Genomic DNA, 26,291 nt, shown 5'->3' with positions numbered 1-26,291 from the left:
GTAGGTTCCAGGTAAATTCCAGACGCCCGGCAGACAAATTCCGGTCACCCGGCAGGTAAAGTCCGACCACCTTCTTCATGAGAGAACATCCGTACGCATCGGCTTCCGGCCCGCGGCCATCTGATCGCGCAAGTCAGCAAGCCCGTGCTCAAGGATGTTGAGTTGCCTGGAGCCCGCGAAGTGTCAGCATCGCCCCTGCCCGCTCGGTTGCGCACCGCAGCGGCACGCCTCCTCCTCCCCACGGTGCTCGCCCTGTCGTTCGCCGTTCAGGCGGTAGGCGCCCTTCTCCCCAGCGTCCTCCTGCTCATGGCCGCCACCGCTGTCGGGCTGGCGGCGGACATCGCCCTGCACCGGTGGCAGCGGAGCATGACCACTGCCCTCGGGAAGCTGCACGCGACCGTGTTCGTGCGCCAGGTGGTCCGGGACCTTCTGCTGGTGACCGGCCTGATCCGCATCGAGGAACAGGACTATGAGACGAGGTACCTGGCTCTCGTCTGCGGCCTGCTGCTCTTCTATGCCCTGCATTTCGCATGCCAGGCGCTCGCGATCCTCGTACGCCGCACCCGCACCCTGCCCGTGGTGACCCGGAACATCGACGCCTCGTCACTGCGGCTGAGCCCCGCTCTCCCGGCGCTGCTGACGCAGCGCGCCGGGCAGCGGCTCCTGACGTTCGGTCTGCCCTCGACGGCCGGCCTGCTGATCACCGCGGCGACCGGCTCGGCCCGGTGGGCCGCCGCGGGAATCGCCCTGTCCGCTGCCCTGGCGCTGGTGGCCATCGGCATGCTGGTGCTGCGGCTGCTGCCGGCACGCCGGCCGGTGACGAGCGAGAAGGCGCTGGAGTGGTTCGAGGCCTGGCTCGCGGAGTACCAGCCGACGGTGGGCATGTACTTCTCCGGCGGCACGAGCTCGGCCTATCAGGCGAACATGTGGCTGGAGCCGCTGGCCCAGCTGGAGGGCCGTCCGCTGATCGTGCTGCGTGAGCGCTTCATGGTGAGGCACATCGCGTCCACCGACATCCCGATCGTGTGTCTGCCGAAGGTCGCCGACCTGATGAGGCTGGAGCACTCCACGCTGAAGATGCTGATCCACCCGTCGAACTCGGGGAAGACCTCGCAGGTGCTGCGGATCCCCACCATCAAGCACGCGTTCGTCAACCACGGCGAGAGCGACAAACTGTCCAGCTGCAATCCCTACGCGAAGGCGTACGACGAGGTGTGGGTGGCCGGTCCCGCGGCGCGCGAGCGGTACGCCCTGGCGAACGTGGGTATCGACGACAGGGACGTCGTGGAGATCGGACGCCCGCAGCTGCACGCGATCGAGCCGTATGCCGGTGCTCCCTCGGCCGCGTACACCACGGTTCTCTACGCCCCCACGTGGGAGGGGTGGGACGGCAACCCGGGCAACACCTCGATCATCGAGGCCGGCGAGAACATAGTCCGCGCCCTCCTGGCCGATCCGGGAGTCCGGCTCCTGTACAAGCCGCACCCGCTGACCGGCTCGGTCGATCCCCGGGCGGCAACCGCGAACGCCCGGATCCAGGAGATGATCCGTGCCGCGAACGCACTCCGTGCCGCGGAACACCCCGATGAGCGACCCGCGCCCTCCTCTGCGGCGGAACTGGCCCACCGGACCGCCGAACTCGACCGACTGACCACGTCCTCGTTCCGGGCGAGCGCGGATGACGCGGAGCGGATGCTGATCCAGTCGGTCCCGGAATCCGGTCGGGCCGCAGCCGTGGCCGCCGCGACCGCCGCCTGGGAGGCCGCGTACTGGGCCTCGTTCCCCGCGTGGGAGCACCGGATCGTCGTCGGGGCGCGGCCGACCGTCTACGCCTGCTTCAACGTGGCCGACCTGCTGGTCAGCGATGTCTCCAGCGTCATCTCCGACTATCTGGCGAGCGAGAAGCCCTACGCTGTCGCCAACACCAGCGGCATTCCCGAGCAGGACTTCCGCAGCACCTTCCCCACTGTCCGGGCAGGTGCCGTCCTCGCTCCGGACGCCTCCGGCATACCGGCCCTGCTGGAGTCCGTGCGCCACCCCGAGAAGGACACCTACGCCGAGGCCCGCACCGAGCTCAAGCTGCACCTGCTGGGCCCCTCCGACCCGCCGTCCGTCGTCCGCTTCAACGAGGCGGCCCGTGCGCTGTGCGCGGAGGCCGATGAACACCGCGCGGGTATGGCGGTGCGAGCGCTCACGGCAATCCCGAGCCAGCGAGACGCCGGGGCAACGCTGGACAACGAGCACGTCAGGGGCTGAGTCCGCAGGGCGTGTACGCCGGTGTCCCCAGAGCAGCCGGCATCCGCACCGATGATTGCGGCGGCCGCGTGTTCTGTGGGACATCCGGCTCCGCGGTGCGCGCGGACGGCGGACCTGATGGTCGTAAACATTGAGCAACTGGCGTGGCCGGCCGGGTGATTCGGCGGGTACGTACGCCTGGGCCTCTGTATGAAGTCAAGCGCGCGGGCAGGGGCGCCTCCCGTCGCCGGGACAGTGCCCCGGTGGCGGTCGACGCCCCCAGGTCGGCCCCCTGTCGGGCCGCTCGGGTCGGATCGGGTCTTGTTCGGGTCGTGTCGGACGAGGTCGGATCGGGTCAGGTCAGCGGGTGCGACGTCCTGCCCGACGCCTCGTCGATCTCGTCGTGCGCCTTGGTGAGCAGTTTCATCGCCAACTCGTTCAGCGCCCTCGCGCCCGCGACCTCTTCGCCGACTCTCGGCTGATTCGTGTCGGAGGGGTGGCGGCTGGCATAGCCGTGGGCGCGCACTTCGCTCCCATCCGGCAGTCGTACGAGGGCGGCCGCACGGGTGCGGTGGTCGTCCTCCTCGAATTCCAGCTCGATGTGCCATCCGACAGTGGTCCGTGTCTGTGTCTCTGTCATCACGATCACCTCCGGGGCGGGCCCAGCCCCTAATACCAGAGTGTGCTCCTTCGGCCGACTCCGCACGAGGTGGCGACGGATGTCGACAGGGGGTGACGGTGTGGCTACGGAGGTGAGCGACGGCAACATGGGTGACGGCCGCATAGGGGAGTCCGAGAGAGGTTCTCGCCGGCTGAGGCAAGAGAGGCTTCGTTGCCCGTCGCTCGGTGAGCCTGCCGGACCGAGTGATCGCTCGCCGGCCGTCTCCGGGCCGTGCGAGGCCGCTCGGTGGCGACCGGTGGCGACATTCGGCAACCGGTCATCTCTCACACCAACTCGCCATAGAACAAGCGAGCTTCTACGCCAAGGGCGTAGCAGCAGGCGAGACCGGAGATCTACCATCGCCGGCATGCAGCTGACACCCCACGAGGTACTCGGCCGTTGGCTTCTCACAACCCTTGGCGAGATGGGCGGCGCGGGTTCAAAGCAGGCCGTGCTCCGGAGGATTCACGAGCGGTACGGCTCGCAGCTCACTCGGACCGACCATCTGCCCCAACCCTCGAACGGGGAGGTGAAGTGGGAGAACCGGACGGCCTGGCAGCGGAACCGGATGGTGAAGGCAGGGCTGCTCAAGCCGTACCAAAAGCGCGGAGATCCGTGGGCCCTCACCGAGGCGGGGTGGGCGGCTCAGCGTGCTCTTGTTTCCGGTCAGGGACGATCCACCTGAGACCGAGTCTGCGGGCTGAGCGATGGGCCTACCCAGCGGTGGGACGAGTGTCCGACCGCGTGACTACGCCGACGTACTGCGGCGCACAACTGCGGACGCCCGCGGACCGTCGCAGCAGGTGAGAGTCGCGAAGGCTCCAGGTCGGGAGCCCAGCCACGTTGCTTCGGGACGAAGAGGTCGTGAGTTCAGATCCCGCCGTCTGCCGGCACGCGGAACACCGGGCCTCGGGTGCCGAACATCCCTGGAACGGCCTGCCACAGCGCTGCCGCGTTTACGCGCTCCCAGTTCGCGGTCGCCCGGGACCGCGCCCACTGGACCACGGCCGGCGGGACCAGCATGACCGGCGGCATCACCTGATGGGTCGCCAGGCCGATGAGCAGCAGCCAGCAGGCCATGGAACCCACGAATCCCTGCACGCGCCGCAGCGAAAGCCGCCGCGCCCCATCCTGCCCCTCCAGCAGCTCGCCGACGCGCTCCGTCCACGCGGCACGCTCGTACGTGCGGCGTAGCCGGGCCGGCAGACGAAAACAGAGCGGAAGCAGGCCCAGGGTCACGAGAAGCCGAGTCGCGCAACAAGTGGTTCTCATCCGGGCAGCGTGTAGCGGTCAAGGGGAAGATCGTCGGTAGGTACCTGTTCCAGAGAGCGTGAACGCAGCTCGCGCGAGGCCGTCCCTGGGCCGTGCGAAGTCGCTCGGCAGCCACCGGGGGCGACGGCCAGTGACAGGTCGTCTACGGACGGGTTCGGCGTACGTCCAGGTCACGGCCCCCGGATGATACGGGTTTCCTTCGAGGGGTAGCCGTCAGGCAAGATGGGGTGTATCTGCCCACTGCCGATTTCAAGCGTCCGGACGGTTTCTCTTGGCTGAGTTCATTTACACCATGCGCAAGACGCGCAAGGCGCACGGCGACAAGGTGATTCTCGACGACGTCACCTTGAGCTTCCTGCCGGGTGCGAAGATCGGTGTGGTCGGCCCGAACGGCGCCGGTAAGTCCACTGTTCTGAAGATCATGGCTGGTCTCGAGCAGCCCTCGAACGGTGACGCGTTCCTGTCGCCCGGGTACAGCGTCGGCATGCTGCTGCAGGAGCCGCCGCTCGACGAGTCCAAGACCGTGCTGGAGAACGTCCAGGACGGCGCCGCCGAGATCATGGGCAAGCTCAAGCGCTTCAACGAGGTCGCCGAGCTGATGGCGACCGACTACTCGGACGCGCTCATGGAGGAGATGGGCAAGCTCCAGGACGACCTGGACCACGCCAACGCGTGGGACCTCGACGCCCAGCTGGAGCAGGCCATGGACGCCCTGGGCTGCCCGCCCGGCGACTGGCCGGTCACCAACCTCTCCGGTGGTGAGCGCCGCCGTGTCGCCCTGTGCAAGCTGCTGATCGAGGCGCCCGACCTGCTGCTCCTCGACGAGCCCACCAACCACCTGGACGCCGAGTCCGTGCAGTGGCTGGAGCAGCACCTCGCGAAGTACGCCGGCACCGTTGTCGCCGTCACCCACGACCGGTACTTCCTCGACAACGTCGCCGAGTGGATCCTCGAACTGGACCGCGGCCGTGCGCACCCCTACGAGGGCAACTACTCCACGTACCTCGACAAGAAGGCCTCCCGCCTCAAGGTCGAGGGCCAGAAGGACGCCAAGCGCGCCAAGCGGCTCAAGGAAGAGCTGGAGTGGGTGCGGTCCAACGCCAAGGGCCGGCAGGCCAAGTCCAAGGCGCGGCTGTCCCGCTACGAGGAGATGGCCGCCGAGGCGGACAAGATGCGGAAGCTGGACTTCGAGGAGATCCAGATCCCGCCGGGCCCCCGCCTGGGCTCCATCGTGGTCGAGGTCAACAACCTCTCCAAGGCCTTCGGGGAAAAGGTTCTGATCGACGACCTCTCCTTCACGCTGCCGCGTAACGGGATCGTCGGCGTCATCGGCCCGAACGGTGCCGGTAAGACCACCCTCTTCAAGATGATCCAGGGGCTGGAGACGCCGGACTCCGGCGAGATCAAGGTCGGCGACACCGTCAAGATCTCCTACGTCGACCAGAGCCGCGAGAACATCGACCCGAAGAAGTCGCTGTGGGCCGTCGTCTCGGACGAGCTCGACTACATCAATGTCGGACAGGTCGAGATGCCCTCGCGGGCTTACGTCTCCGCCTTCGGCTTCAAGGGCCCGGACCAGCAGAAGCCGGCCGGTGTCCTCTCAGGTGGTGAGCGCAACCGCCTCAACCTCGCGCTGACCCTCAAGCAGGGCGGCAACCTGCTGCTCCTCGACGAGCCGACCAACGACCTCGACGTCGAGACGCTGTCCTCCCTGGAGAACGCGCTGCTGGAGTTCCCGGGCGCGGCCGTGGTCGTCTCCCACGACCGGTGGTTCCTGGACCGGGTCGCGACGCACATCCTCGCGTACGAGGGCGACTCCAAGTGGTTCTGGTTCGAGGGCAACTTCGAGTCGTACGAGAAGAACAAGGTCGAGCGGCTCGGCCCGGACGCGGCGCGCCCGCACCGTGCCACCTACAAGAAGCTGACCCGGGGCTGATCGATCTTGCGGCATCTCTACCGCTGCCCGCTGCGCTGGGCGGACATGGACGCGTACGGCCACATCAACAACGTGGTCTTCCTCCGCTACCTGGAGGAAGCGCGCATCGACTTCCTGTTCCGCCCGGAGAAGGACTTCAAGCAGGGGTCCGTGGTGGCGCGCCATGAGATCGACTACAAGAGGCAGCTGATCCACCGGCATACCCCGGTGGACATCGAGCTGTGGATCACCGAGATCCGGGCGGCGGCGTTCACGATCACGTACGAGGTCAAGGATCCGGACCAGGTGTACGTCCGGGCCTCGACCGTGATCGTGCCGTTCGACTTCGAGACCCAGCGCCCGCGCCGCATCACCGCCGAGGAGCGGGAGTTCCTGGAGGAGTACCGGGACGACAAGGCCGACGAGGCCGTCGCGGCATGACCGTCCTGCACCTCACCGACGCGGGGGAGGCGGCGGACCTCGCCGCGTTCCTCGCCCGGCTGATCCATTACGACCGGGCGGCGGCGGTACGGCTGCAGGCCGCCGGGACCGCCCTCGCGGTCTTCGGGCGCCCGCCGTCCTTCGAGGTCCTCGCCATCCGTACGGCGCGCCTCGCCAAGCCGTACGAGAACGGGCTGGACGTCACCCTCGACGTGACCGTCTCGGCCGGTGAACTCCTTGAGTCCATCGACGAGTCGGCGGCCACGGCCGCGGTACCGCAGGCCGTCACCGGGCCGCCGTGGGCCGGGGTGCTGCCGCCCCGTGGCGGCTGGCGGCAGGAGCCGGGACTGCCCGTCCCGGACGCCGTACGCGCGATGGTCGCCGCCGCGGTCGCCGAATTCCGGTCCCGTACACAGGAGTTGGCGCCCGAGCTGCGTACCCGCGCCGAACTCGACCGTATCGGGCGGGAGATCTGGTCCCGGCCGATCGGCGACACCGGACTTCCGGTTCGGGCCGCGCACGCGGCGCAGTCGCTGGGATTCCTGCGGTCCCGGGACCCCGGGCGCCAAGCCGCACCCGACGAGGTCCAGTTGGGGCTGTACTCGTCGGGCGCGTGGCTCCGGCTGCGTACGCCGTACGGGTCGATCGCCGTACGCAGGGCGGGACTTGGGGCGTTGGACGTCAGCGTCCGCTGATCACCTCAGACGAGGGGCCACAGGGCCGCGGTGAGGCCGAAGCCCATCACGCCCATCGTGGTCGTCAGGACCGTGCGTGCGCAGGCCCGTCGTCACGTCCAGGCCGGCCGGCTTGGTGAACATCCAGTAGCCCGCGTCGTTGATGTGCGAGACGGAGAGGCCGCCCGCGCCCATCGCCAGGGCGACCAGGGAGAGTTGGCCGGTGGACAGGTCGGCGCGCCGCAGCAGCGGAGTGAGGATGCCCGCCGTGGTGATCAGGGCCACTGTCGTCGAACCCTGGGCTGCGCTCAGGGCGAGCGCCATCAGGAAGGCCAGGAAGAGAGCGGGCAGACCCGTCCGGTCCAGTACGTCGGCGATCGCGTCGCCGATGCCGCTCGCCACCAGCACCTTGCCGAAGACGCCGCCCGCGCCCGCCACCAGGATCACCATGGCCACCGGCGGGAGAGCCGAGGTCATGACGTTCGCGATGCGGGTGCGGTCCCAGCCGCGGCGGGCGCCCAGGAAGTAGGCGCACAGGGCGACGTCGAGGAGCAGGGCCACCATGGGGGCGCCGAGGACCCTGAGGACGGCGCGGAGGATGGACCCCTCGGCGAGGAGGTTCTGGCCGAGGGTGCCGGCCAGGCTGAGGAGCCTTGGGGCGAGCGGTGCGGCCGCCGGGCACGATCGCCCACAGCTACGACGGGTCTGTCGTTTTCAGTACGTGTGTGCGGTAGTCGTTCGCCGTCTGGTTCATGTGGGCGTTCATCGCCTCGCGGGCCTTGTCCGGGTCACCGGACTCCAGGGCGGCGAGGACCGCCTCGTGGTGGGCGATGGCGTTGACGCGGATCTGCGGGACCGCGGAGGTCTCGCGGCGGCCCTCGGCGAGGAGGGGGCCGAAGGGCTCGAAGAGGAGCGGGACGAAGAGGTTGCCGGTCGCCCGCATCACCGTGTCGTGGAAGTCGATGTCGGCCTGCACGAACTGCTCCGTGTCGCCTGCGTCGGCGGCGTCCCGCATCGCGGCGAGGTGCTCGCGCAGCTCGGCGAGGTCGGTATCGCTGCGCCGGACCGCAGCGAGCTCGGTCGCGCCGTTCTCGATGAGGCGGCGGGCCTCGATGAGCCGCTCGGAGAGCGAGGTGTGGGAGGAGCGGGACGCTGCGCGGATCACGGGCTCCAGTGCGGTCCAGCGGTCCGGCGGGTTCACGTATGTGCCGCGGCCGCGCACCACCCGTACGACGTTCTGCGCGCGCAGCTGCTTCACCGCCTCACGGACGGTCAGACGGCTCACCATCGACTGCTCGGCGAGCTCGGCCTCCGGGGGGAGGGCGGCGTCCGGCGGGTAGGTGCCGTCGATGATCGCGCTGAGCAGGCGCTCGGCGAGATCTTCGGAGAGCGACATCGTTGGGCCTCCGGCGGGCGGGTACGGGCAGTGGCGATTCAGAAGTCTGTCATCAGGGACTGCCGGCAGGGATTTTTCCCGGGTGAGGACGACCCTGGACGAGAGCCATCTCTGTTGATCTGGAGCTCTGACGTCAGACATCTGATGTCTCGATGCGGGTAACCATGACACCGGGGTCGGGGTGCGTCAATACCTCGGTGTGATGGCTGTTCGGTTACGGCAGTGGATCACTCGTGCTCGCTGTCGTCCGGCCATACGCCGATGTGGTCCGACTCCAGTTCCAGCGCCACGCGGTCGCGCATGCCCAGGGCCTCGGTGTACTCGGCGGGGAGCTGGAGGCGGCCGGCGCGGTCGAGCATCGCGTACTCGCGGGCCACCACCGCTTCCTGGCCGGTGGCCGCGTCGACCTCGGTGCGGCGCAGCACCTCCGTGGAGGTGCGGCCGTCGCGGATGGCGACCGTGCGGCGGACCTCGCCGGCCACCGCCTGGTCATGGGTGACGATCACGATGGTGGTGCCGAGGTGTTCGTTCGCGGTGCGGAAGGCGGCGAAGACCTGCTCCGCGGTGTGGGAGTCGAGTTCGCCGGTGGGTTCGTCGGCGAGGAGGACCGCGGGGGCGTTGGCGAGAGCCACGGCGATGGCGACACGCTGTTGCTGGCCGCCGGACATCTGATGCGGGCGGCGGTTGCGGCAGTCGGCGATGTCCAGCAACTCCAGGAGTTCCAGGGCTCGTTCGGACTGCGCGCGGCGGTGACTGCGGCGGCCTTTGCCGGAGCCGGAGCCGGAGCCGGAACCCGAGCCGGAGCCCGAGAGCTGCATCGGTAGGGCGACGTTCTGGGCTGCCGTCAGGTAGGGGAGGAGGTTGCGGGACGTCTGCTGCCAGACGAAGCCGACGACCTCCCGGCGGTAGCGCAGGCGGTCCTTCGCGCCCATCGTGAGCAGGTCGCGGCCCGCGACCTTCGCCGCGCCCGCGGTGGGCGTGTCCAGGCCGGCCAGGATGTTCATCAGCGTCGACTTGCCGCTGCCCGACGCGCCCACCAGAGCCATCAACTCGCCCTCGCGGACCAGGAGGTCGAGGCCCTGGAGCGCCTGGACCTCCACACCGTCCGTGGAGAAGATCCGGACCAGACGGTCACAGGTGATCAAGGCGTCATGGCCGTAGGCGGGGCGGTCCCGGTGGGCGGCGGCGCGCTGGGCGAGGTCGGCGAAGGTGGGATCGGTGGTGGTCATCGCCTGCCTCCGGCGGGGCTCATGGGGACGCTTGTCGAGGGGGTGCCCGGCGCTGGGGCTGGGCTCGGGGTGGGTGCGCCGGCCGACGCTTGCAGGGCGCCGCTCTCCCTGGGACGGCCGAAGCCCCTACTGGCACCCAGGCCCACGGCTACGGCCGCCGAGGGTGGGCTGTCGCCCCGTGTGGGGCGCGTACCCGCGGCTGCGCCAGCCGTGGTGTCGGACCTCATCGGCCGTCCCCCGCTCTCAGTTCTCGTACCGAACCCCGTCTCCCCGTCCACCACGCCTGTGCCGCCGCGATGCCCGTCGCGAGGGCGAGGACGGTCAGGGACGGGAGGAGCAAGGAGGCCGGGTCCGTGCGGAGTGGGGCGTCTGCCGACGGGGAGCTGTGGGTGGCGAGCGCGATGGCCGTCAGGTCGATGCCGGGGGAGAGCAGACGGATGGTCGCCCAGCCCGTGAGCGCGCCGCCCGCTGCCGCGAGGAGAGCCTGCGGCAGGGCTTCCAGGACGAGGAGGCGGCGGCCCTGGGCGCGCGTGAGCCCCATGGTGCGCAGGCGGGCGAGGAGCGCGGCGCGCTCGGGGGCGGCGCGTACGAGGGAAAGCAGCAGGGCCAGTACGGCGTACCCGGCGCCCGCCGCGACCGCCGCCGTGTAGATCCGCTCGGCGCCGGTCTGCAACGGCGAGTCCACGTACCGCGCCTCCTCCTCCGCCCGTAGCCGTACGTCCACCCCGGTGCCCGCGGCCTTGCGCAGCGCACCTCCGTCGAGGTGGTCGCCGGTCACGAGCAGCGCGGTCGGGCGCGCGGGCCGGGCGCCGAGACCCGCGCGGTCCACGACCAGGAAGTCCATGTCGAAGACGGCCGGGGTCCGCTCCCGCACGACGGAGATCCGCACGGTGACGTGACTGCCGTCCTCCAGCCGCACCTGGAACGGCCGCGTACCGTAGCGGTCGGCTACGGCGGGGGAGGCGAGGGCGGGCAGCGGCGTCTCGCCGGAGCTGCCGGACGAGCCAGGAGACCTCAACTCCGTCCCCGAGAACCCCCCGAACCCCACACCCCGAGCCAGCCGCGCATACGCCCCCGGCTCCACCCCCACCATCGCCACCGTCTCCTGCTCCGTCCCCGAGCCCTCTCCCGTCCGGGCCTGGTAGGCGATGCTCACCGGGGTGACGTCGCGTACGCCCGGGGTGCGGCGGAGCTGTTCGGGCAGGGCGGACGGCAGGGGGTGGGTCGCCTCGATGCGGGCGTCCGCGCCGGTGGTGAGGAGGGCGGCGTGGTCACGGGCGGCGTGGACGCCGGCGAGGACCGAACCGCCGAAGGCCGCGGTGGTGAGGGCGGTGAGGAGGGCCAGGACCGTGGAGGCGGAGGTGCGGCCGGCGCGCGCCAGTGAGAGGTGGGTGACCGCGCCGCGCAGCCGTCCGGCCGGCCGGGACAGGCGCCGCAGCGGCAGGGGGTAGAGCCGCACCAGGACCAGCGCGGCGATGACGCCCACCAACACCGGCGCCAGGGCGACCAGTTGGTCCTCCGAGGCGCCCCGGCGTCGCAGCGCCACCACCGCCGCCGACGCCAGCACCAGCAGAGTCAGTTCCGCGACCGTACGGCGCCGTGAGGGACGTACCGCAGTCAGGTCCTGGCGGGCCCCGTGGACGCGTACGGCACGGTGGGCGAGGGCGGCCCGCACAGGCAGGGTGGCGCAGGCCAGGAGCGTCACCGTGACGGCGGCCGCCGCCGCGTACGAGCGGCGGCCCTCCGGGACCGCGAGCAGCGCGGCGCCGAGCCCCAGCGCGCCCGCGGGCACCGCGACCACCGCCGTCTCGGCCAGCAGCCTTCCCGACACGCCACGCAGCGAACCGCCGCGGGCGCGCAGCAGGGCCAGTTCCGCCTGGCGACGGTCGACGGCGAGGCCGCCCGCCATCAGCAGGACGACCGCGGCGACCGTGCCCGTGCCGAAGGCGGCCACCGCCACCAACGGGCCGATTCCCGAGCGCAGTTGGCTGAACGACTTCACCACGTCGTCCAGGTCGGTGGTCGCGTCCGCGAGTGGATCGATGCGCCCCCGTATCCGTCCCAGGCCCGGGCCCGTCTCCAGCGCGGCGATCGCGGAGGTCAGGCGGGGCACCTCGTGTGCGGTGAGGATGGAGGTGTCGGGCGCCAACTGCCAGTAGCGTTCCGGTTTTCCGGGCGTGCCGAGCATCGCGGGCGCCGCGTCCGGCGGCAGCAGCAGTCCGCCGAGCCAGTACTTGTCCGGCGGGCCGCCCGGGGTGGGCAGTTGCATCAGGGAGGGCTTGCGCAGGACGGGCATGGCCGTCCAGTACGCGCCGCCGGGTTCGCGCGGGACGACGATGCCGGTGACCCGTACGGACAAGGGGGCGCGCTCGACGCCGGGGAGGTGGATCACCGAGCCCACCTTGATCCGCAGGGTCTTCGCCGTCTCGGCGGTGACGGCGGCCTCCACCTCGGCCGTCGCCGCGGTCACCGGGCCCGTCACACGCGGCAGGCGCCCCGAGCGCAGCCGGGCGTGGTCGGCGAGGCCGTTCTGCGCGGTGAGCGACATGCGCGCGGGGAGGCCGGTCGGCTGGGGCAGCCAACCGTCCAGTGCGGCCGTGGGGTTGGCGGTGCGGACCCCGTACGAGGACTGGGCCGGGTCGGCGACGAGGGGGCGTTCGACGGCGTCCAGCACCTTCGCGTACGCCGTGCGCAGGGCGGCCCCGCGCAGGGCCTGTTCCCTTTCCGGCTGCGGGAGTTCGACGCCGGGCTGCGGGGCGTACACCTGGACGATGGTCTTCCGGGCCGTCGCGTCGCCGAGGATCCGACGCAGGCCCGCGTCCTCGTACCGGTCGACGGCCCGCGGGAAGGCGGCGGCCAGACACGCGGTCAGCGCGACGAGCAGGGCCAGGGCGAGCGCCGCCCCGGGTGCGGCCCGCAGTCGCGTACGCACCCAAGGAGCCACTGCGGTCGTCATGGTCCCGGCCATGTCACTCACCCCCCTGCCGGCGCAGTGAACTCGCCGGGTCCGGGCGGTGCAGTGCCAGGAACGCCGTGATGGCCAGCGGTGTGACGGCCACGGCGGCCAGCAGTACGGCGACGTGCGCGAGGGGGAGTTCTACCAGGACCCCGGGGATCGGCCGGGTGGCGTCGGAGGTCAGCACGATCAGCGGGACGACCGCCCGCGTCAGCACCGCGCCCAGGGCGACGCCCACCACCACCGCCAGGGTCACCAGGACCCCCTGCTCGGCGGCGATCAGCCGGGCCAGCTGACGGCGCGGGGCGCCCAGCGCCCGCAGGACCGCGAACTCGGCCCCGCGCTCCCGCAGCGACCCGGCGGTGCTGACCCCGAAACCGACCGCAGCCAGGGCCGCCGCCACCACGGCCGCCGCGGCGAACGCGGCCTCGGGGCCCGCGCCGAAGGGGTCGTCGCGCAGCCGGTCCGCGATCTCGTCGCGCACGACGACCTGCGTGGGCTCGATGTCGGGCCGCTCCCGAACGGCCGCCGCGACGCTCGCCGCCTGGCCGGGCGCGGTCCGCAGCCACCACTCGGTGGGCGCGACGCTCTGCCCGTAGCCGTCCTCCAACACCCGGTTCACGGACCGGAGATCGATCAGCAGCGCCCCGCCGTCCGGCTCCCCTTCGGTGCCCGACCCGGCCCCGGTCGTCGGCAGCGCCCTTACGCTCTCCACGATCCGCACCGGCACCGTCTCGCCGCCGAGCGGCACGTCCACCTGCTGCCCGGTCCGGGCGCCCGCCGACTTCAGGAAGCGGTCGGTCGCGACCGCGGTGACCTCCGGCACTTCGGGCTGGACCACTTGCAGACGAACCGTCAACGACGTGATCTGCCAGGCGAAATCGTGCGGGACGTAGCCGGTGCCGTAGCGGACGGACAGGGCCTTGTCCGAGGACTTCTCCACCCGCGGGGGCGTCGGGCGGGTGGACGCGTTGGGCGAGCCCGTCGTGCTGTTGGTCCGCGACGCCGCCTTCCAGGCCGTGGGCAGCGACAGCCGCCGCTCCTTGCCGTCGGCGCCGACCGCGTTCAACTCCTCGACGGAGAACAGGTGTTGCTGTGCCGTGTCGGTGGGCTGGGTCATGTCCAGTTGCAGTCCGGTGAGCGTCAAGGGGCCGGCGGTCGGCGCCAGGTCCAGCGCGAGCGCGTGCACCCCTCCGTCTGCGGGGAGCCCGCCGAGCCGTATCGCGTACGGCGTCCCGTAGCGGTCCTCCAGCGTGACCGACACGTCCACGCTCGTCCCCTCCCCGCCGCCGTTGCTGTCCACCCGCGCCGTCATGCCGAGCCGAGTCGCGCCCTTCGGGAGCGGTGTGCCCGCGGTCGCACCCTTCGGGCCGAGCCCCGCCACCAGCGGCCGCACCGGGCGGTCGGCCTGATCGCTCCGCAGCAGCACACCGTCCGCCGCGTGTGCCGTGTCCAGCGCCAGCACCGTCGCCGTACGGCTGCCGGACAGCGGCAGGGTCGTACGGACGGCGGGTGCGGCCGCGCGGACGTGCGGGAGTGCCGCGTACGTCCCGGCCTGGCCCAACTCGCCGTCGTCAGCGGCGAGTACGCGGACGGAGGTACCGGCCTGGAAGTCTGCCTGGTCGTCCTGCGAGCGGTCCCAGGAGGCGCCCTGGCCGATCGCGAGCATCCCCATGGCGACGGCGAGGACGAGGAGCAGGACCGGGCCAGCGCCGCGCATCGGGCGGCGGCTGAGCTGCCAGCCCGCGAGGGCGGCGGGCAGCCCGCGTCCGCTCGTGGCACGGCGTTCGGCGAGCCGGGCCACCGGCGGCAGCAGCCGCAGGGTGAGCACGGTCCCGGCGAGCAGGGCGAGGGCGGGAGCCGAGACCAGGAGCGGATCGATGCCGAGCGCGCCCGAACCGGTGTGGCCGACGGCACCGGAGGTCTGCCGGTCCAGCTGCCAGTACGCGACACCCGCGATCACCAGCAGGCCGACGTCCGCGCCCGCGCGCACCGGAGCGGGCAGCGAGCGTGCCCGCCCCTCGGCCTCGTCCCGGGAAGTGAGCGCCGGAACCGTCACCGCGAGCGCGCACCCCAGCGCCACTCCCGCCGCGACCAGCCACACCCCGCCGCGCCCGTCCGAGGTGTCCAGGCGCAGCCCGATCCTCGCCAACGCGCCCTGCCCGGCGAGCAGTCGGGTCAACGGCCCTGCCAGCAGCGGCGCGCAGAGCGCCGCGGGCACGGCGAGCAGCAGCGCCTCCAGCGCGGCGAGCCCCCCGACCCGGGCGCGCGAAGCCCCGCGCGCCCGGAGTACCCGTGTCTCGCCCGTCCGTTCGGCACTCAGCAGCCGGGCGACCAGGAGCAGCGCGTACCCGGCGAGCAGCGCGAGCTGCAACGCGACGATCAGCAGCGTCGAGCGCGACACGAGCAGCGAGCGCTCGACACTGTCCAGCACCTCGGGCAGCGAGGTCGCCACCGCCGTCGTCCCGCTCAGGGCCGCGTCCTTGCGCAGCCCCCGCTGCCCCGCGCGGGCAGCGTCCCGCAGGGCGCCGATCCGGTCGGGCGTCAGCGTCGAGAAGTCGGCGGACGCCAGCCACGCGGACTCCCCGGCGCTCACCCGGCCACCGGCGAGGACGGCTGGATCGGCCAGCAGTGGCCCGTACGTCGTGAAGTCGACCTTGTTGATCCCGCGGCCGCCCAGCTCGTCCAACTGCCAGTAGGGCGCCGTGGGCCGGGCGGGTCGGTACAGACCGGTGAGCCGGACGCGCACCTTCGGGCCGCCGAGCCGGTCGACGAGGGTGAGGCGCGCGCCGGGCTTCATCCCGAGGCGGCCCGCGGCGCTCTCGGGCAGCGCCACGTCGATGACCGGACCGCCGCCGGACGCGCCAGGCAGCCGCCCGGCCGTTACCCGCACCTGCGTACGGTCGAGGGCGGCGAAGTGGGTGAGATCCGGGTCGCCCGACCGTTCGGCGGGCGCCTGCAAGGAGCGAGGCAGCGCGTACGGGCCGGAGCGCACCAGCGTGCGCAGGGTCACCGGAAACCCGTCGAAGGTCTGCCGGGCGCCCTTGCGTACGGCGCTGTCGGCGGCCTCGCGCTGCTCCGCGGGAACGCCGGCCCGGACGATCAGCGCGGTGTCGACGGCGTTGCCGGGGTCCTGGAGCGCGTGCCGCAGGGAGGCGTCGCCGATCGCGCCGGAGTACGCCGTGAGGGTCGAGAGCACCGCCGTCGTCAGCAGGACGGTGAGCAGCGCGGCGGCCAGCAGCAGGCGGTGCGCCCGCGCACGCAGTAAGACGAACCCCGTCACCCGGCCCCCCGCCGTAGTCCCGGATCTCCGGACCTTCGCGCGATGCTGTCAGAGGGGGCGGGCCCCGGGTAAGCGTTTGTGGCGCGGGCTTGACCGGATTGTGACCGGAATCCGGCGCCGGACGACCGGAATGCGCGCGTCAGCCGTCAGGAGCCGATGGAGGTCGGCAGTGGTACGAGCCGATGGACGCCGGCGGTCGATGGATGTCGGCAGTGGTGCGAGCCGATGGGCGCCGGCGGTAGACGGACGTCAACAGCCGTACGCGGGTGCGGCCGTGTTCAGCCCGCCGTGTTCACCATCGAAGCCGCCGCGTACGTCAGGTAGTTCCACAGCGTGTGCTCGTGCTCCTCGGAGAGGCCGAGCTCCTCGACGGCGACGCGCATGTGCTTGAGCCAGGCGTCGTGCGCGGCCTGGTTGACCGTGAAGGGGGCATGGCGCATCCGCAGCCGGGGGTGGCCGCGGTTCTCGCTGTAGGTCGTCGGGCCGCCCCAGTACTGGATCAGGAACAGCGTGAGGCGCTCTTCGGCCGGGCCCAGGTCCTCCTCGGGATACATGGGCTTCAGCAGCGGGTCCTCGGCGACTCCCTCGTAGAAACGGTGCACGAGGCGCCGGAAGGTCTCCTCGCCGCCGACCTGCTCGTAGAAGGTCTGCTCCTGAAGCGTGCCGCGCCGAATCTCTTTCACATCAACCATGGTCTCAGACGGGGCGGCGGAGGACTCAAGGCTTAGGACCACTCCCCGACAGGGGCCGATTCCGACGCGGTCCGACCCGAACGGCCCAGTCCGGATCGGCCGAGTCCGGCGCTCGCCTCGTGGCCCGTCCCGCAGCACAGTGGAGATATGAGCGCGCACGCTCTCGACCACGACCTGGACGACCTCGCCACCCTGGCGCGGGCCGCCCTCGTGCGCGAGATCGACAGGAGCGGCGCCTGGGACGCCGACCCGGTCTGGCGGGAGGCGTTCGAGGCGGTCCCGCGCCACCTCTTCGTGCCGTACTACTACGTCGGCGTCGTGGGCGGCTTCGAGCGCGTGTGGGGCGAGGACCCCGACATGCGGGCCCGGGAGCGCTGGATCCGCGGCGCCTACGCGGACGCCCCGCTGGCCACCCGGGTGCGCGACGGCGAACTGGTGTCCTCCAGCAGCCAGCCGTCGCTGATGGCGAAGATGCTCACCGAACTGGAGGTACGGGACGGGGACGCCGTCCTGGAGATCGGCGCCGGCACCGGCTACAACGCGGCCCTGCTCGCCCACCGCCTGGGCGAGGACCTGGTGACCACGATCGACCTCGACGCGGAGATCACCGAATCGGCACGGCGGCACCTGGACACCGCCGGGTACCACCCCACCGTCGTCACCGGCGACGGCGCCCGCGGCGTCCCCGAGCGCGCCCCCTTCGACCGGATCATCGCCACCTGCACGCTGACCTCGATCCCGCACGCCTGGCTTCCCCAGTGCAACCCGGGCGCCCGTATCCTCGCGCCGTTCGCGACGGGCCTGATCGCGCTGCGCGTCCGGGACGCCGGGCACGCCGAGGGGCGCTTCCTGCACACGCCCGCGTATTTCGTGCCCCTCCGCGGCGGGATCCGGCCCGAGCAGCCGGAGCCGCAGCACCTGGGCGGGCTGCCGCGCCGGGCCAGGGGCCACGAGCTGTTCCGGTTCCTGCTGACCCTGACGGCGGGGCGTCTCGACCCCTACGAGGCCTACACGCTGTGGGAGCGCGAGAACCAGCCGGTGCGCGAGCGGTACGGGATCACGGTCAGCGGCGAGCGCGCCTGGGCGTGGCTGGACGACCCCGAAGGGCCGTACGCCTGGCCGCTGCCGTAACCCCTGCGGTGGTCGGCCGTGCCGGAGGGTCAGCCGCGCCGGATGGTGATCGTCGTCCAGGCGCCGACGTGCACCCGGTCGCCGTCCTGGAGCGGAACCGGTACGAAGGGCTGGATGGGCTCCTCGCCGCCGTTGACCGTGGTCCCGTTCGTGGAGTTCTGGTCGACGACCGCCCAGCTGCCGTCCGGCTGCTGGACCAGGACCGCGTGCTGGTGCGAGACGCCCGGGTCCTCCGGGGGCACCGACAGATCGATGTCCGGGGTGTCGCCGGTGGAGTGCCGACGGCGGCCGATCGTGATCTGGTTGCCGGTGAGCGGGCGCTGCTGCTCCGGCGAGTACGCGGGCAGGTTCAGGCCCGCGGCCTCGGGGCCGGAGCGCTGCATCATCGCCATGAAGTACTCGCGGTCGGGCCCGATCGTCGCCGTCCAGGACAGCGGCTGCTGCTGGTAGGGGGGCCGGGGACCGGGCGGGGCCTGCGTCGAGCCGGACTGCGGGTAGCCGTAACCGCCGCCCTGGCCCCCGCCGGGACCGTTCGGACCACCGGGACCGCCGCCGGGCGAACCGGCCGACGGCGGGGAGATCACCCAGTCGTCGTCACCGCCGCCGTAGGACGGGCCGCCGCGCGCGGGTGCCTGCGGCGGGAACGCCGGCGAGGCGGGCTGCTGGGTGAAGGCCTGTGGGGCGCCGGGGCCTCCGGGCGTCGGCCCGGGCGGCGGCGGAACCGGGCGCGAGGGATCGCCACCGAAGCCCGAGGGATCGCCACCGAAGCCCGACGGGCCGCCGGTACCGAACGGCGGGGCGGGCGGACCCGGCGGAATCGGCTCGGCGGGCCGGTTCATCTGCGAGGGCCGCGAGCTCTGGTACTCGAACGGGTCATGACCGGGCCCGGCTCCGGGACCGGTGGGCTGTCCCGGCCCCTGCTGCTGGAACCGCAGCGCCGGATTCGGACCACCAGGACCCCCGGGGCCACCAGGGCCACCGGGGTTCCCGTGCGTCCCGGGTGCGGGCGCCGGCGGACGTGGCGCGGCCGGGGTGTACGAGGTCGCGGTGTTGGTCAGGAAGTTCCACCGGCACTCCTCGCAGAACGGCGCGGCGCCCTCGCGGGGCGTACGGCACTGCGGGCAGAGCTCGGGCTCGGGATCGGGCACGGCGGAGAGGTGCGGGCGCCCACCGGGGCCACCGGGGCCACCGGGTCCACCGGCGCCGGGCGGCGGCGGTGGCGAGCCCGGCGGCGGATAGCCGTAACCGGCGGCGGGCGGCGGCGGGGGAGGTGGCGGGGGCACGGCACCGGCCATGCGGTGACCGCAGACCTCGCACCAGTCGTCGGAACCCGACTGGTGTCCGTTCGGGCAGGTCGGCATGTCGGCGCTTCCCCCTTTCCTTTCCGGCCGTTATGACCGGGTTTCTCCGGCTCCCCGCGGGAACCGGGCTCGCTACTTCTTTACACGAACAGTCTTTGTGGACCGTGTTTCGAGGGTCATCTCATCGGCTTCTTCGACCCTCGCCTTCAATCGCACAGTACCTGCCGCGGCGTCGACCACGTCCACCACCTTCGCAAGCAGTTTCGCAGTATCGGCGTTGCCGGAGGCGCTGGCGAGCTGAACGGCACGTCCCAGCTTGGCCGTTGCCCCATCGACATCTCCCGATTTACGCAGATCCAGTCCCTGTTGGATGACTTGTGCAAGTTCCGCCTGACCCGTGTAGTGCGCGACCTGCGGGTTGATCGAGGTCGAGGCCACCATGTCGTCGGTCCACACGGCCCGTACGAGACCCTGTGCGCCGAGGTTCTGCACGCTGCCGTCACCCTGCGGGATCACCAGCGAGACCCGGGCGGCCAGCATCTCCCGGCCGACCTCGGCCGAGGGGACCTCGACGCACACGTGGTAGTCGCGGGACTCGTCGCCCCAGGAGCCGGTGGGGTAGTCGCCGGCGCGCGGGCCCGCCTCGGAGCGACGGTCGGTCAACTCCTCGACAGTGGGCGCGACTTGCTTGACGAACTTGATCGCGGTGCCCACGGGCGTCCACAGCCGCAGGGAGACGTCCGCGACCTCCTTGCCCATGGCCGTCTCCATCATCTGTGTGAAGTCGGCGGACAGGGCGGCCGGATCGGCGACGATGTCGGCGGTGCCGAGCAGCGCCGAGGCGATCCCGGTGACCTCCTTGACCTCCCAGTCGGTGCCCACTCCACGCGCGTCACACGTGAACCGCCCGGCACAGGAGTCGAGGGCGGCCTTGAGGTCCTCCGGTGACTCGTGTTCATTGCGGCCGTCGGTGAGCAGGATGCCGTGCCGGATCGAGACGTCCGCCGAGGACAGCAGTCGGTCGGCGAGGCGCAGCCAGGTGCCGATCGCCGTACCGCCGCCCGCGCTCAGTTTGCGCAGCGCCTGCTTGGCCTGGTCGCGGGTCCGGTCGTCGGCGACCGCGAGCCGTCCACCCCCCGGGTAGACCTCCTTGGCGATGTGCGTGCCGCCGATCACCGCGAAGTGCACACCGTCGCGCAGGGTGTCGATCGCCGCGGCCGTCGCGTCGCGGGCGTTGCGCATCTTGGTCGGCGGGTAGTCCATCGAGCCCGAACAGTCGACCGTGATCGCCACGGCCGCGTCGGGGCCCTGGCCCGCCGTGTACAGGTGCGGCGCTCCGACCGCGCTTCCGATGGTGCCGCCGCCGGTCGCGCTCACCGTGACGATCGCGTTGACCTCACGGCCGCCTTCGGGCAGGTACTCGTTCTGGTACACGTCGACCGAGAACTGCGGCACGTTCGACTTCGAGAAATTGGCCATGCCTTCTCTGTCCCCCTCAAAGCCTCCGGTAGTTGACGGAGGTGATGACTGTATGCGGACCGGTCCCCTCCGGTCCCAGGCCGTCCCCGTTCGTTCGCGGCCTCAGGCCGATCCTGCCCCCTGCGACGGGGCAGGGAACGGCAGGACGGCCACTGTTACGTTGTCGTGGCCCCCGCCGTCCAAGGCGTGGCCGACAAGGACCTGGGCGCTGTGAAGGGGCCTTTCGGCGGCGTCGAGGGGCACGACCTCGGCCATGTCCTCGGCCGCCTCCGCGTAGTTCCACAGCCCGTCGGTGCACACCACCACTACACCTGGCCGGTCCGGCTTGAAGGAAGCGGTGTGCGGCTCCAGTTCGTACGCGTCCGCGCCGAGCCAGCCCGTGATGGCGTGGGCGCGCTCGTCGGCGTACGCCTCCGCCTCGTTCATCAGGCCCGCGGCGACCATCTGCGCGGCCCACGAGTCGTCCTCGGTGAGCCGGGCCGGAAGCGAACTCCGGTCGACGGGCACCCAGTAGGCACGGCTGTCGCCGACCCAGCCGACGATCAGCAGGGTGGGGGTGACGACGGCGCCGACGAGGGTGCAGGCGGGCGCGTTCACATGGGGCGCGTGCTCGCCCTGCGAGGTGGAGGCGTCGGCCAGCGAGTTGACGGCCTCCGCGGCGGCGACGATCGCGTCGTGCATCGCCTGCTGCGGGTGCGTGCCGAGCGGCAGGGCCTCCAGCAGTGCTTCGTTGGCCGCGCGGGACGCGGCGAGCGAGGCCTCGTCCGGGCGGGTCGCCGAGGAGACGCCGTCGCAGACGATCGCGACCACCGCGGGCTGGCCGTCGGGCAGCGCGGTGGACGAGATCGCGAACGCGTCCTCGTTGCGATGGTGGCGCAGGCCACGGTCACTGACCGCGGCGACCGCGCCCAACTCCTGCTCCATGTGGTCGCGTTCGCGCGGCTGCGCGTGCCCGCAGTTCTCGCAGTAGCCGTCGCTGTCGACGCTGCCCGCACGGCAGGCGACGCACATCTTGGTGCCCGCGGGAGGCGTCGCGAGGTCGGCGGTGCGGGGGTCGGCGGGAGCCTCGGGGGCCGGGGCTCCGGCGGCCGGGGGAGCCAGCGGGTACTCGTCGGGCTCCGAGGGCCGGTCGAACCGTACGCCCGAAGGAGGCTCGGGCGGACCGGCGGCGTGCGCGGCGACCGCGTGCGGAAGGTCACCGGTGCCATGGGGGAGGTCACCCGTGGCTTGTGGGAGGTCACCGGCAGCTTGCGGGAGCTCGCCCGTGGCATGCGGGAGGTCACCCGCAGTGTGCGGGTGCTCACCCGTGGCGTGCGGGAGTTCGGAGCCGCCCGAATCCGTGCCCCGGATGTCCGTGGCCCGGTGCGCCGGCGCCGGCGTGTCGGAGCTGTCCACCTCCGGCGCGAGGGGCCAGTCCAGGGACGCGACGGCCGAAGGGGGCAGCGGTGAGGTGCCGTTCATGGTGATCGTGGGGTTGTCAGCCGGCGGTGCGGGCACCGCCGACAGGTCGTACCCGCACGCGCCGCAGAAACGGTCGCCCGCCTCCAGTGGCTCCTCGCAACTGGGGCACCGCGAAAGGGCCGTCGGCTGGGGCATCTGGGACATCAATCACACCCACGTCCGGGGGCGGTAACGATTCGCACGTTCCACCAGGTCGATCCTCTCCTCGCCGCCCTGCGCGAGCCGGGCCAGCGTCCGGTACGAACGCTCGAGTCCGAAGCGGAGGCCGCGCTCGTCCAGCTTGCTGCCGAGCAGCACATGTCCGCCTCCGGAAGCCGGAGCGGAACCCTGGCTACCGGAGAGTACCCAGTCCAGCGCGCAACCAAGGACTTCTGTGGACAACTGCTCGCGTCGCACCGCGTCGAGACCGTATCCGTCGAGGGCTTCGACCTGTCCGGCCGCCGCTGTCAGATCGTCCAGGAACGGCGCGGCAGCCGCCTCCTCGGCCATCCGCTGCCGCAGCCGCGCCCGTACGGCCGCGACCCGCGCCGCCGTGTAGTGGATCGACGACTCCGGTACCGATTCCAGCGTGCGTACGGCGCCGCGGCGGTCGCCCGAGGCGAGCTGCACGCGGGCCAGGCCGAACGCCGAACTCACATAGCTGGGGTCGGTCGTCCACACCAGGCGGTAGTACTCGGCGGCGTTGTCCAGCTGCCCGAGCACCTCCGCGCACAGGCCGAGGGCCAGCTTGGGCGCGGGCTCGCCGGGGAAGGCGTCGTAGATCGCGTCGAAGGACAGCGCCGCGATCTCGTACTCCCCGGTCGCCAGCGCCGCGACGCCCCGGTACCAGACCACCCGCCAGTCGTCGGGGTGGTCCGCCTCCAGCGCCTCGATCGCCCTGGCCGCGCTGTTCAGCTCCCCCATCTCCAGGCGGGCCCGCAGCTCACGCAGCCGCAGCTCCAGTGAGCCGGTGGGCGCCGCGTGCAGCGCCGTGATCAGCTCCCCGGGCGCGGACGCCATGAGCCCCGCGAGGAAGCCCGCGTTGGGGTCGCTCGGGTCCACCCGGGGGATGGGCAGCGCCAGCGCGGAGGCGGCGGCCGGCACGGGCTTGACCAGGCCCCCGTGGACACCGGCGGCTCCGCTGCCCGCACTCCCGGCCCCGCCGGGCAGGAAACCAGCGGCTCCGCCGCCCACCGCACTCGCGGCTCCGCCGCCCGGCAGCACGACGCCAGCTGCGCCGGAAGAAACCGAGCCGTTGCCCGCGGCAAGCGCCCCGCGGCGGCGCCCCGTCGGCACCACCCGAGCCCCCAGCCGCGACACGTCGCTGTCCAGCTTCCCGAACAACTCCGTGTCCGTGACCTTGAGCTCGGGCCCGAACAGGGTGGACAGCGCCGGGCGGGCCCGCCCCGTCTGGAGGGACACGACCTCCCTCAGCACACCGGTCAGCTGCTCGGACATCTCCTGCGCGGAGGCGAAGCGGCGGGCCGGGTCGGGGTCGGTGGCGCGGACCAGGAGCCGGTAGTAGGACTCGTACTGGCGGAAGACCTCGATGTTGTCCGGGTCGGGCAGGGAGTCCACGAACACGTTCGTGTAGCCCTGGAAGTCGAAGGTGAGGACGGCGAGGGTGCGGGCGACCGTGTACAGGTCGGAGGCGACCGACGGGCCGACCTCGGCCACCTCCGGCGCCTGGTAGCCCACCGTGCCGTAGATGGCCGACTCGTCGTCGTCCATCCGGCGCACCGCGCCCATGTCGATCAGCTTGAGCTGGTCCTCGGTCTGGATCGCGTTGTCGACCTTGAAGTCGCAGTACAGCAGGTTGCGGCTGTGCAGATGGCCGAGGGCCTCCAGGGCCTCGATGCCGTACGCGCAGGCCTGCTCCACGGGCAGCGGGTCCCGCTTGCCGTCCGCCGTGCGGCGGCCGTTGGCGATCTCCTTCAGCGACTTGCCGCCGACGTACTCCATGACGATGTACCCGTCCAGCGAACCCGTCCGCTGGTCGAGGTGCTCGACGAAGTTGTAGATCCGCACGATGTTGGAGTGCTCGATCTCGGCGAGGAAGCGCCTTTCGGAGATCGCCGCCGCCATCGCGTCCTGGTCGCCGGTGTCGAGGAGGCCCTTGAGGACCACCCAGCGGTCGGAGACCGCGCGGTCGACGGCGAGATAGACCCAGCCGAGCCCGCCGTGCGCGAGACAGCCCACGACCTCGTACTGGCCGTGCACGATGTCGCCCGTGTGCAGCTTCGGCACGAACGAGTACGGGTGGCCGCACTTGGTGCAGAACCCCTCGGTGCGCCCGGCCCGCTCGCCGCGCGAACGGCCCACCGGAGCCCCGCAGTCGGAGCGTGAGCAGAATCGCTTCCGCTCGGGGACCTCAGGGTTCTCCAGGACCATTTCGCGCGGGTCGGGCCGCGGCACGTCCGGGACCTCGACCAGGCCGGCACCGAGCCGGCCGCGCCCGGAGGAACCGGCGGTCGAACCGGAGCTTCGGACCGACACCGAGCGGCCCGTCGAGCTGCCCGACAGCGAGCGCGACAGCCGCCCGGAGACCGAGCGCCGCGACTGCGAGGAGCGCGACGAACTGCGCGAACTCGCCCGCGAACTGCTGCGCGCGCTACTGCTGTTGGAGCCACGGGAACTCTTCCCGCCCGCCGTGATCCCGGTCGGGGGCGAGCCCACCATGCCGTTCGCCGAGACCACCGGGGCCAGACCGCACGTGTCGCAGTACAGCTCGCCGCCGCCCACGTCCTCGTACGACCCCGAGCAACCGGGCCGCTGGCACTTCTGCTGTCCACCCACAGCCTGCTGACTCACGATTCCCCCCTCCGGTCCACCCGGTCATTCGGCCCGCCCTGCTCGGGCACCCGCGGGCTCAACAGGTCGGCGGCCGCCCGCTGGTAGCGCAGCACCGCCTCCTCCGCGACGCGCAGATCGCAGGGCGCGCTCCACAGCATGCGCCGCGCCGCGTCGTAGCGCTCGACGAGGAACGGGTCCTCCGCCAGGCCGTGCCGGGCGACCTTCGCCTTGTACGCGTCGAGGCGCCCGCGCAGCTCCGCGCGGACCGCCAGCGGCGCGGTGACCGCGGTCAACGACTCGCGGGCGCGCAGGAGTTCGTCCTCCGCCTTCTCCTCCAACGACTCCAGGAGCGGGGAGAGGCGGTGCCACTGCGCGTGTCTGCGGTAGTCGGCGGCCGTCGCCAGCTGCTCCTGCAGCGCGGTCGGCGGACCGCTCACGGCTGGCACCTCCGACGCGGCGATCTTCGCCAGCACCTCACCGCGGGCGCTGCGCGCCTCGGCGAGTGTGCGGTCCGCGCGGCTGAGGACGTCCCGCAGCTTCACCAGCCGCGCCTCCGCGTCCTGCCGGACGGTGAGCACCGCGTCGATCTCCCGGCGCACCTCCTCCAGGGCGCGCGCCTCGCGGTCGTACGTCGTCGTGTCCGGGCGTCCGCCGCCGGGAGCCGAACTCCCTTGAGCGGGCACCCAGAAGGCCAGCGGATCGGAGACGACACGCTCACGCAGCGTGGTGAGCGTCCGGGTGATCCGCTCCAGGTCGTCGCCCGCCGGGTGCTCGCCGGGGCGTACGCCCACGGAGTGCGCGAGCTGGCGGGTGCGCCCGAGCTCCGCGGCCAGTAAATCGATCCGGGCGGGCAGCGCGGACCATACGGCGTCCGCGGCGACGACCATGTCGAGCGAGGACGCGTACAGCTCGTTCATCCGCTCCACCAGCGCGGCCAGCGAGAACTGCTCGCTGAGCTTGCTGCTGCCGGCCAGTGTCGGCGCGTTCGCCGTGGCGGTGGCGCTGCCCGCGACCGTGACGCTCTCGCCGCGCAGCAGCTCGGTCAGCTCGACCAGGTCGTCACGGCTGGACCAGCGTCTGCGGGAGCGGATGTCGCGGGCGGAGCGCAGCGCGTCCGTGTACGCGTCGAAGTACGCCCACAGCAAGGTGATCGACGCCTCCGCGGACGTCCAGCGCTCCTTGGTCGTGCCCGTGAGCGCGGCGCCTTCCAGGAGTCTGCGGCCCGCGTGGTCCTGCAGGGCGAGGAGCGAGGTCTCGATGGCCTCGTGCTCCGCGCCGAGCCGCGCCAGCGCACGGTCCACCTCGTCCCGGTCCATCACCGGCCCGGGGGGTCCCGTGACGCCCATCGATCACCTCTCGCTCTCCGTCGTTCCCTGTGCGCCTGTCCGGTGCG

The 26,291-nt window shown here is 72.0% G+C and carries 19 protein-coding genes; 6 read left to right on the top strand and 13 right to left on the bottom strand.

What is annotated here, in order from left to right; all coding sequences use genetic code 11:
• Positions 1–180: 180 nt before the first annotated feature.
• Positions 181–2,256 carry a hypothetical protein gene (locus AB5J53_RS17990; RefSeq protein WP_369246673.1) on the top strand — a complete coding sequence of 692 codons (2,076 nt, stop codon included), beginning with the start codon at positions 181–183 and terminating at the stop codon, positions 2,254–2,256.
• A 334-nt stretch (positions 2,257–2,590) separates the two neighbouring features.
• Here the strand turns inward: AB5J53_RS17990 and AB5J53_RS17985 are convergent, their stop codons facing one another.
• Complete coding sequence (locus AB5J53_RS17985; RefSeq protein ID WP_369246672.1) at positions 2,591–2,875, bottom strand: DUF1876 domain-containing protein; 285 nt, start codon at positions 2,873–2,875, stop codon at positions 2,591–2,593.
• Between the two features lie 388 nt (positions 2,876–3,263).
• On the opposite strand from AB5J53_RS17985, the gene AB5J53_RS17980 reads away from it, so the two are divergent.
• Entirely contained in the window at positions 3,264–3,581 is a 318-nt protein-coding gene (locus AB5J53_RS17980; RefSeq protein ID WP_369246671.1) for a winged helix-turn-helix domain-containing protein, read from the top strand.
• A gap of 185 nt (positions 3,582–3,766) precedes the next feature.
• Here the strand turns inward: AB5J53_RS17980 and AB5J53_RS17975 are convergent, their stop codons facing one another.
• Entirely contained in the window at positions 3,767–4,135 is a 369-nt protein-coding gene (locus tag AB5J53_RS17975) for a hypothetical protein (protein ID WP_369246670.1), read from the bottom strand.
• 304 nt (positions 4,136–4,439) lie between these two features.
• Here AB5J53_RS17975 and ettA point away from each other — a divergent pair, with 304 nt between their 5' ends.
• From ettA to AB5J53_RS17960, 3 genes are read left to right on the top strand one after another with little or no spacing between them, the layout of a single operon-like run.
• Positions 4,440–6,104: an energy-dependent translational throttle protein EttA gene (gene ettA, locus AB5J53_RS17970; protein ID WP_369246669.1), complete on the top strand. Its 1,665-nt coding sequence runs from the start codon at positions 4,440–4,442 to the stop codon at positions 6,102–6,104.
• A gap of 6 nt (positions 6,105–6,110) precedes the next feature.
• Positions 6,111–6,524: an acyl-CoA thioesterase gene (locus AB5J53_RS17965; RefSeq protein ID WP_369246668.1), complete on the top strand. Its 414-nt coding sequence runs from the start codon at positions 6,111–6,113 to the stop codon at positions 6,522–6,524.
• Positions 6,521–7,219 carry a hypothetical protein gene (locus tag AB5J53_RS17960; protein WP_369246667.1) on the top strand — a complete coding sequence of 233 codons (699 nt, stop codon included), beginning with the start codon at positions 6,521–6,523 and terminating at the stop codon, positions 7,217–7,219. The genes AB5J53_RS17965 and AB5J53_RS17960 overlap by 4 nt, the downstream gene beginning before the upstream one ends.
• On the opposite strand, the gene AB5J53_RS17955 is transcribed toward AB5J53_RS17960, so the two are convergent.
• From AB5J53_RS17955 to AB5J53_RS17930, 6 genes are all read right to left on the bottom strand, one after another.
• Positions 7,220–7,840: a TRAP transporter large permease subunit gene (locus AB5J53_RS17955; RefSeq protein ID WP_369252302.1), complete on the bottom strand. Its 621-nt coding sequence runs from the start codon at positions 7,838–7,840 to the stop codon at positions 7,220–7,222. It abuts the gene before it with no gap.
• Positions 7,841–7,892: 52 nt separating this feature from the next.
• Positions 7,893–8,594 carry a FadR/GntR family transcriptional regulator gene (locus AB5J53_RS17950; protein WP_369246666.1) on the bottom strand — a complete coding sequence of 234 codons (702 nt, stop codon included), beginning with the start codon at positions 8,592–8,594 and terminating at the stop codon, positions 7,893–7,895.
• A 227-nt stretch (positions 8,595–8,821) separates the two neighbouring features.
• On the bottom strand, positions 8,822–9,823 hold the full coding sequence (locus AB5J53_RS17945) for an ABC transporter ATP-binding protein (RefSeq protein ID WP_369246665.1): 1,002 nt from the start codon (positions 9,821–9,823) through the stop codon (positions 8,822–8,824).
• A gap of 223 nt (positions 9,824–10,046) precedes the next feature.
• Complete coding sequence (locus tag AB5J53_RS17940; protein WP_369246664.1) at positions 10,047–12,779, bottom strand: FtsX-like permease family protein; 2,733 nt, start codon at positions 12,777–12,779, stop codon at positions 10,047–10,049.
• Between the two features lie 13 nt (positions 12,780–12,792).
• On the bottom strand, positions 12,793–16,062 hold the full coding sequence (locus tag AB5J53_RS17935) for an FtsX-like permease family protein (protein WP_369246663.1): 3,270 nt from the start codon (positions 16,060–16,062) through the stop codon (positions 12,793–12,795).
• 278 nt (positions 16,063–16,340) lie between these two features.
• Positions 16,341–16,754: a globin gene (locus tag AB5J53_RS17930; protein WP_369246662.1), complete on the bottom strand. Its 414-nt coding sequence runs from the start codon at positions 16,752–16,754 to the stop codon at positions 16,341–16,343.
• A 147-nt stretch (positions 16,755–16,901) separates the two neighbouring features.
• Between AB5J53_RS17930 and AB5J53_RS17925 the strand changes: the two genes are divergently transcribed.
• A complete protein-coding gene (locus AB5J53_RS17925) occupies positions 16,902–17,885 on the top strand; it encodes a methyltransferase domain-containing protein (RefSeq protein ID WP_369246661.1) in 984 nt (327 codons plus the stop codon).
• 29 nt (positions 17,886–17,914) lie between these two features.
• Here the strand turns inward: AB5J53_RS17925 and AB5J53_RS17920 are convergent, their stop codons facing one another.
• From AB5J53_RS17920 to AB5J53_RS17900, 5 genes are all read right to left on the bottom strand, one after another.
• The gene (locus tag AB5J53_RS17920) at positions 17,915–19,246 is read right to left on the bottom strand and encodes an FHA domain-containing protein (protein ID WP_369246660.1); all 1,332 of its coding nucleotides are present in this window, start codon (positions 19,244–19,246) and stop codon (positions 17,915–17,917) included.
• A 72-nt stretch (positions 19,247–19,318) separates the two neighbouring features.
• Positions 19,319–20,665: a VWA domain-containing protein gene (locus tag AB5J53_RS17915; RefSeq protein ID WP_369246659.1), complete on the bottom strand. Its 1,347-nt coding sequence runs from the start codon at positions 20,663–20,665 to the stop codon at positions 19,319–19,321.
• Positions 20,666–20,767: 102 nt separating this feature from the next.
• Positions 20,768–22,270 carry a PP2C family serine/threonine-protein phosphatase gene (locus AB5J53_RS17910; protein ID WP_369246658.1) on the bottom strand — a complete coding sequence of 501 codons (1,503 nt, stop codon included), beginning with the start codon at positions 22,268–22,270 and terminating at the stop codon, positions 20,768–20,770.
• A 3-nt stretch (positions 22,271–22,273) separates the two neighbouring features.
• Positions 22,274–24,916, bottom strand: a complete 2,643-nt coding sequence (locus AB5J53_RS17905) for a tetratricopeptide repeat protein (protein ID WP_369246657.1) — start codon at positions 24,914–24,916, stop codon at positions 22,274–22,276.
• Positions 24,913–26,244, bottom strand: a complete 1,332-nt coding sequence (locus tag AB5J53_RS17900) for a hypothetical protein (RefSeq protein WP_369246656.1) — start codon at positions 26,242–26,244, stop codon at positions 24,913–24,915. The genes AB5J53_RS17905 and AB5J53_RS17900 overlap by 4 nt, the downstream gene beginning before the upstream one ends.
• Between the last annotated feature and the right edge of the window lie 47 nt (positions 26,245–26,291).

The organism is Streptomyces sp. R41 (genome assembly GCF_041053055.1).
GTDB lineage: Bacteria > Actinomycetota > Actinomycetes > Streptomycetales > Streptomycetaceae > Streptomyces.
Note: the sequence above shows the minus strand (reverse complement) of the source record. Positions and strands in the feature narration are given on the sequence as shown.

Coding starts and splice junctions, on each gene's coding strand:
- AB5J53_RS17985 (WP_369246672.1), bottom strand. CDS start 2,875: ATGACAGAGACACAGACACGGACCACTGTCGGATGGCACATCGAGCTG.
- AB5J53_RS17980 (WP_369246671.1), top strand. CDS start 3,264: ATGCAGCTGACACCCCACGAGGTACTCGGCCGTTGGCTTCTCACAACC.
- AB5J53_RS17960 (WP_369246667.1), top strand. CDS start 6,521: ATGACCGTCCTGCACCTCACCGACGCGGGGGAGGCGGCGGACCTCGCC.
- AB5J53_RS17950 (WP_369246666.1), bottom strand. CDS start 8,594: ATGTCGCTCTCCGAAGATCTCGCCGAGCGCCTGCTCAGCGCGATCATC.
- AB5J53_RS17945 (WP_369246665.1), bottom strand. CDS start 9,823: ATGACCACCACCGATCCCACCTTCGCCGACCTCGCCCAGCGCGCCGCC.
- AB5J53_RS17940 (WP_369246664.1), bottom strand. CDS start 12,779: ATGACGACCGCAGTGGCTCCTTGGGTGCGTACGCGACTGCGGGCCGCA.
- AB5J53_RS17930 (WP_369246662.1), bottom strand. CDS start 16,754: ATGGTTGATGTGAAAGAGATTCGGCGCGGCACGCTTCAGGAGCAGACC.
- AB5J53_RS17925 (WP_369246661.1), top strand. CDS start 16,902: ATGAGCGCGCACGCTCTCGACCACGACCTGGACGACCTCGCCACCCTG.
- AB5J53_RS17920 (WP_369246660.1), bottom strand. CDS start 19,246: ATGCCGACCTGCCCGAACGGACACCAGTCGGGTTCCGACGACTGGTGC.
- AB5J53_RS17915 (WP_369246659.1), bottom strand. CDS start 20,665: ATGGCCAATTTCTCGAAGTCGAACGTGCCGCAGTTCTCGGTCGACGTG.
- AB5J53_RS17910 (WP_369246658.1), bottom strand. CDS start 22,270: ATGTCCCAGATGCCCCAGCCGACGGCCCTTTCGCGGTGCCCCAGTTGC.
- AB5J53_RS17900 (WP_369246656.1), bottom strand. CDS start 26,244: ATGGGCGTCACGGGACCCCCCGGGCCGGTGATGGACCGGGACGAGGTG.